This window comes from Pedobacter sp. (genome assembly GCF_035566355.1).
In the GTDB taxonomy this organism is placed as follows: Bacteria; Bacteroidota; Bacteroidia; order Sphingobacteriales; family Sphingobacteriaceae; genus Pedobacter.
On sequence record NZ_DATMRL010000662.1, the window covers coordinates 1 to 6,409 of the forward strand.

5 protein-coding genes are annotated in these 6,409 nt (G+C 43.3%); 4 read left to right on the top strand and 1 reads right to left on the bottom strand.

Going from position 1 to position 6,409, the window contains the following annotated elements; all coding sequences use genetic code 11:
- A partial coding sequence (locus VNZ46_RS26205; protein ID WP_325564130.1) for a hypothetical protein occupies positions 1-294 on the top strand: 294 nt, incomplete at its 5' end.
- Between the two features lie 89 nt (positions 295-383).
- Here the strand turns inward: VNZ46_RS26205 and VNZ46_RS26210 are convergent.
- A complete protein-coding gene (locus tag VNZ46_RS26210; RefSeq protein WP_108554049.1) occupies positions 384-1,265 on the bottom strand; it encodes a LysR family transcriptional regulator in 882 nt (293 codons plus the stop codon).
- A gap of 81 nt (positions 1,266-1,346) precedes the next feature.
- On the opposite strand from VNZ46_RS26210, the gene hutH reads away from it, so the two are divergent.
- Genes hutH through VNZ46_RS26225 form a run of 3 tightly spaced genes read left to right on the top strand, consistent with a single transcriptional unit; the run spans position 1,347 to position 6,186 of the window.
- Positions 1,347-2,918 (top strand): histidine ammonia-lyase, encoded by a 1,572-nt coding sequence (hutH, locus tag VNZ46_RS26215; RefSeq protein WP_325564133.1) that lies wholly within the window; start codon positions 1,347-1,349, stop codon positions 2,916-2,918.
- 3 nt (positions 2,919-2,921) lie between these two features.
- Positions 2,922-4,181: an imidazolonepropionase gene (gene hutI, locus VNZ46_RS26220; protein ID WP_325564135.1), complete on the top strand. Its 1,260-nt coding sequence runs from the start codon at positions 2,922-2,924 to the stop codon at positions 4,179-4,181.
- 4 nt (positions 4,182-4,185) lie between these two features.
- Positions 4,186-6,186, top strand: coding sequence for a urocanate hydratase (locus VNZ46_RS26225; RefSeq protein WP_325564137.1), 2,001 nt, complete (start codon positions 4,186-4,188; stop codon positions 6,184-6,186).
- Positions 6,187-6,409 lie beyond the last annotated feature (223 nt).

Below are 6,409 nucleotides of genomic sequence, written 5' to 3' on the forward strand. Positions count from 1 at the left end.
AAAGTTGTTGGTATTATTGATTTGATCTCTCCTGAAGTTGCTAAGGAATTCTACGTGATCAGTAAATATCCGTATTTCATAGAGTTTTATCTAAGCAGCGGTGCCACCGGATGCTATATTATGACACAAATCCTGCCTCCAATTGTTGATGAAATATTAGCACAGGGAATACCAAGTATCGGTGCAGTGGTTAACCGCAAAAATACAGCTGCAAAGCGTGTTTTGGAAAAGGCTAATTTTGCCCGCAAAGGGGAATTCGATATACTCCAGGATTTTTATGAAACAAAGTCTTAGTTTTCATTAGTATATAATTAATTTTAAAGGTTATGACGCTATCATAAGCATATTCATTGCTGTTTGTAAGCGGTATGCTTATAATGGTTTCAAACCAATAAATCAACCGCATTTTTCAAAGCAGGGTTTCTATTGGTATCCTTCCAGATGGCAAATAATTCCGTCCGTTGCCCTATATTTTCAATTTCAATAAACTTCACCTCCAGATCATAACCATATTTTAGAGAACTGGGTACAATGGCCACCCCTAAGCCTTCTTCTACCAATTTAAAGATCGTAAGCGCATGAACTGATTTATGAAAAACCTTTGGACGAAATCCCTGGTCTTCGCAAATGCTCATGATCAGTTCATAATAAAATGGACTGTCATCGCTGGAGAAGAATATAAATGGTTCATTACTCAACTGCCGCACATTCTTAAAACTTTCTTTATCTAAGGGATAGTTTTTTGGAAGAACAACAGAGAAGGAGTCTGTAAAGACCAGATGTTTACTCATCCCATCAGGAACACGAGGCAAACGTACAAAGCCCAAATCCAGTTTATCTTTTTCCAGAAGTTCTACCTGAAGTTTATTAGACATCTCCTCCAGCGTAGTCTGAATTCCAGGATAACTTGCGTTCAATTTCAATAACAATTCCGGTAGTACCTTTTGCGCAGCAGAGCCTAAAAAGCCAATCCTTAATTCAGCTTCTTTACCCTGACCAATATTTTCCAACTGGCGCTTCACCGTTTCCAGATGATTAAACATAAAGTCTACCTCTCCTTTCAGGTAAAGTCCGGCCGCGGTCAATTCCACCTTTCTCTTGGTCCGGTCAAACAGAGTCACATTAAAGATCTCTTCCATCTGTTGAATCTGCCGCGTCAAACCGGGCTGGGAGATAAATAGTTTTTCTGCGGCCACCCGAAACTTCAGTTCCTGTGCCAGCACCTGGAAGTATTTAAGGTGTCTAAGTTCTATTTGATAACCCATAGTTATTAATCAATGATGTAAATGGTATTTATAAGCATCAAAACTATGAAATATATTTGTGTTAAATAAAAACATATCATCTTGGAACAGATCTTTAAATACGGCACCGACTTTCTGACTGCTAAAATAGCTTTAGCCATTAGCGAAGGAAAAACAAAAGGCATATTAAGCCCGGAAACAAGGAAAAAAGTAAAACAAAGCAGTACAATTGTCGAAAATATTGCAGTCTCAGACAAAGCTGTTTATGGCATTAACACTGGTTTTGGCCCTTTATGTACAACCATGATTTCTGCAGAAGACACCAAGACGCTTCAGGAAAACATATTGAAAAGCCATGCTGTTGGTACAGGAGCGCCAATTCCAGAAGACATATCCCGTTTAATGCTGGTTCTGAAAGTACAAGCTCTTGCACAAGGCTATTCCGGTATTCAGGAAAGCACGCTCGACCGGATCATTTGGCATTTAGAAACCGGAGCAATTCCAGTAGTACCGATGCAAGGGTCTGTAGGGGCCTCCGGAGATCTGGCTCCACTCTCCCACCTTTTCCTTCCCTTAATCGGATTTGGACAGGTGCATTACAAAGGAAATATCGTCTCTACCGCAGAACTGTTTGAAGAGCATGGCATTACAGCAATACACCTTGGTCCAAAAGAAGGCCTTGCGTTAATTAACGGAACGCAGTTTATAGCAGCCCATGGTGTTAAAGTAATTGAAAAATTGCATAATTTACTGGCCACAGCAGACCTCACTGCAGCGATGATGCTGGAAGGACTGCTGGGCTCCATTAAACCTTTCAGTACTGAACTGCATAAACTAAGGCCTTTTAAAGGAAATATGCATGTAGCTGCCACCATGAGAAACCTGCTTCAAGACTCGGAAATTGTGGTTTCACATGCCAACTGCACCCGCGTTCAGGACCCTTATTCCCTGCGCTGCATTCCTCAGGTACATGGCGCCTCAAGAAATGCCTGGTTACACCTGAAAGAACTTTTAGAAATAGAATTGAACTCTGTAACAGATAATCCGGTAATTTTTAGTGAGGATCTGACCATCAGCGGAGGAAACTTCCATGGACAACCCTTAGCTATGGCATTAGACTATGCTTGTCTGGCTGCATCTGAACTTGGAAACATTGCTGATCGTAGAATTTATCTATCCCTGGAAGGCATTACTCCTGCCGTACCTAAATTGTTATTAAAAGAAACCGGGCTTAATTCTGGTTTCATGATCCTGCAATATACTTCTGCAGCTCTGGCCAGTGAAAACAAAGGCCTGTGCTTTCCTGCAAGTGCAGACAGCATTCCAACTTCATTAGGTCAGGAAGATCATGTAAGTATGGGTTCCATCAGCGGACGTAAAGCCTTACAGGTCATCTATAATGTAGAAAAAATATTAGGCATAGAATTGTTCTGCGCCGCCCAGGCCCTGGATTTTCATGCGCCACTTCAATCGGGAAAAATTCCGGTTGCGATACACAAACGGGTTCGTCAGCAAGTTCCGCATATTGAACAAGACCAGATCATGTACGACTTGATGCAGAATTGCATTGACCTGGTGAGTAAAGGCACTTTACTACAAATTGCCAGAGAAACTGCAGCCCAGGAAAACATACCTTATACCACAGAATACAGTAGTTACTTTGACGAATTTTAAGTTATGGATACAGTATATAAACTCATAGGTCCATTTACCCAGCTCATTACTCTGGCTGGCCTGCCCCTTAAAGGAGCCATTGCAGATGAACAAATTGTACCTCTTGCCCAGGCAGGTATCCTGTTAAAAGGGAACAAGATCTATAAAACAGGCACCTACGAAAACCTGGAAAAAGAAGCCGCGCTGCTTGGAGCAATGACAATTAGTCTTGAGGGAGAATATGTTTGTATTCCGGCCTTTACTGATGCGCATACCCATATTTGTTTTGCCGGTTCCAGGGCCCAGGACTATGCCATGCGCAACTCTGGAAAAACCTATCTGGAAATTTCTGAAGCAGGAGGTGGAATTTGGGATACGGTACAACATACCCGTAAAGCATCTCTTGAAGAACTTACTGCATCAACGATTCGACGGGCCAATCGTCATCTATCGGAAGGGGTAACCACAATAGAGGTTAAAAGTGGTTATGGCCTGTCTGTAAATGAAGAATTAAAAATGCTCCGCGCTATAACAGCTGCAGATCAGGAAACGTCTGCAGAACTGATCAGTACTTGCCTGGCCGCACACACCCTCCCAAGAGATTTTGAAGGCAGCCACAGCGAATACCTGGAGAAAATTAGCCGGGAATTATTCCCTGTACTCCTTGAAGAAAACCTATGCAACCGGATAGATGCATTTGTGGAAAAAGGTGCCTTTTCTCCCGAAAATATCCTTCCCTATTTTAAAGAAGCAATTGAACAAGGTTTCCAAATTACAGTTCATGCAGATCAGTTTAGTACAGGCGGTACAGCAGTGGCGGTACAGATAAATGCGTTAAGTGCAGACCACCTGGAAGCCAGTACCGATAAGGAAGTCCAGCTGCTTGCCCAAAGCGATACTATAGCCATGGCCTTACCCGGAGCTACAATAGGTTTGGGATGCGCGTTTACACCGGCCAGAAAATTGCTGGATGCTGGTGCCTGCCTGGCCATTGCCAGTGACTGGAACCCAGGTTCAGCACCTATGGGCGACCTGCTTTTGCAGGCATCTGTACTTGGTACTTTTGAGAAATTATCCAATGCCGAAATCCTGGCTGGTATTACTTACAGAGCAGCCCGTGCCCTAAACTTAACAGACCGCGGATGCATAGAACAAAACATGCTTGCAGACTTTCTGTTATTCCAGATCAATGATTACAAAGAAATTCTATATCAGCAAGGAAAACTGAAACCTGCGCAAGTCTGGAAAAATGGTGAATGTGTATTGACTTCAAATTTTGATTAAGAACATGAACTTTCAAGAAGAAATCCTACAGGGCATCCCGAAAAACTTACCCCCTGCAAAACCTTACGATACTAAGGCCAATCACGCGCCGAAAAGAAAAGATATACTCAACCAGGAAGAAAAGAAACTCAGTCTGCGTAATGCTTTGAGGTATTTTCCTGAAGAATGGCATGAAGAATTGGCTGCGGAATTTCTGGAAGAATTAAATACCTATGGCCGCATCTATATGTACCGGTTTCGGCCAGATTACGAGATGTATGCCCGTCCCCTTTCCGCTTATCCGGCAAAACACCAACATGCAGCCTGTATAATGCTGATGATTCAGAACAACCTGGACCCTGCTGTTGCGCAACACCCGCAGGAACTGATTACCTACGGGGGCAACGGTGCCGTATTTCAAAACTGGGCACAATACCTGCTTACCATGCAGTACCTGAGCAAAATGACAGGTGAACAAACTTTACATATGTACAGCGGACACCCAATGGGCTTATTTCCTTCATCGGCAAATGCACCTCGTGTGGTGGTAACCAACGGAATGATGGTTCCAAATTATTCAAAACCCGATGATCTGGAAAAATACAATGCACTGGGTGTTACTCAGTATGGACAGATGACCGCAGGTTCCTATATGTATATTGGCCCGCAGGGTATTGTTCATGGAACAGCTATTACCGTGATGAATGCTTTCCGCAAACAGTTAAAAACGAATGAATCGCCGGCAGGAAAAATCTTTCTGACAGCTGGATTAGGTGGTATGAGCGGTGCACAAACCAAAGCTGGCAATATTGCTGGCTGTATTACAGTGTGTGCCGAGGTTAACCCAAATGCCGCAAGAAAACGCCATGAACAAGGCTGGGTAGATGAGATCCTGGAAAACCTTCCGGAACTTATAGAAAGAGTCAACCTTGCCAAAACCAAACAAGAAACGGTTTCACTGGCTTATATTGGTAATGTGGTAGATGTTTGGGAAGGTTTTGCCGCAGCAGATCTTTATGTAGAACTGGGTTCTGATCAAACATCCCTCCATAACCCATGGTCCGGGGGTTATTATCCTGTTGGCCTTAGCTTTGAAGAAGCCAACAGAATGATGGCAGAAGAGCCGCAAAACTTCAAAGAGCAAGTTCAAAATTCCCTTCGCCGTCATGCGGCTGCCATTAACAAACACACCGCTAAAGGCACCTATTTCTTCGATTATGGCAATGCTTTCCTGTTGGAATGCAGTCGTGCCGGTGCAGATATAATGGCTGCAGATGGCATTAATTTCAGGTATCCGTCTTATGTGCAAGATATTCTCGGACCTATGTGTTTTGACTACGGATTTGGCCCTTTCCGTTGGGTATGTTCTTCCGGAAAAGAGGCCGATCTGGACCTAACCGACCAGATTGCGCAACAGGTGATGGAAGAAATTAAAGAGACCGCCCCGGCAGAAATCCAGCAACAACTGCAAGACAATATTACCTGGATCAGAGAAGCCTCCAAAAACAAGCTTGTGGTGGGTTCTCAGGCCAGGATCCTGTATGCAGATGCAGAAGGCCGGGCAAAAATCGCAGAACGGTTTAATCAACTGGTTAAAAGCGGTGACCTCACTGCCCCGGTTGTTCTTGGCCGTGACCATCACGATGTAAGCGGTACAGATTCTCCTTTCAGGGAAACCAGCAACATTTATGATGGAAGCCGGTACACCGCAGATATGGCTATACAGAATGTCATCGGTGATAGCTTTCGCGGAGCGACCTGGGTTTCCATACACAATGGAGGTGGTGTAGGCTGGGGAGAAGTGATCAATGGCGGTTTCGGAATGGTCCTTGACGGTTCCCATGAAGCTGATGCTAAATTAAAAAGCATGTTATTTTTTGATGTAAACAATGGCATTGCCAGACGCAGCTGGGCAAGAAATTCAGAAGCCAATTTTGCCATCAAAAGAGAGATGGAAAGGACACCTTCACTTGAAGTTACTCTGGCTAACCAGGTAGAAGACCATATCCTGGACAGGTTATTTTAAAATAAAAAGCTTCATTCAGCCTTAAAAAAGCTGAATGAAGAAAAAAATCAGAACGGACATAGGGGTAAAACCACTATTGGGCGTAACAACTTACAAAGAACAAAAAGCTTCACGTAAGTTAAACCCAATAACCTATGAATCACATTGTAGACCTCAAAAATCCACTTAAAAACCTATTTTTCGCACCTGAAATTGCCTTTACCGAAATCAGTAATCTGGAAAA

Excerpts from the sequence above, each read along its gene's own strand:
- VNZ46_RS26210 (WP_108554049.1), bottom strand. The coding sequence starts at position 1,265 with ATGGGTTATCAAATAGAACTTAGACACCTTAAATACTTCCAGGTGCTG.
- hutI (WP_325564135.1), top strand. The coding sequence starts at position 2,922 with ATGGATACAGTATATAAACTCATAGGTCCATTTACCCAGCTCATTACT.
- VNZ46_RS26225 (WP_325564137.1), top strand. The coding sequence starts at position 4,186 with ATGAACTTTCAAGAAGAAATCCTACAGGGCATCCCGAAAAACTTACCC.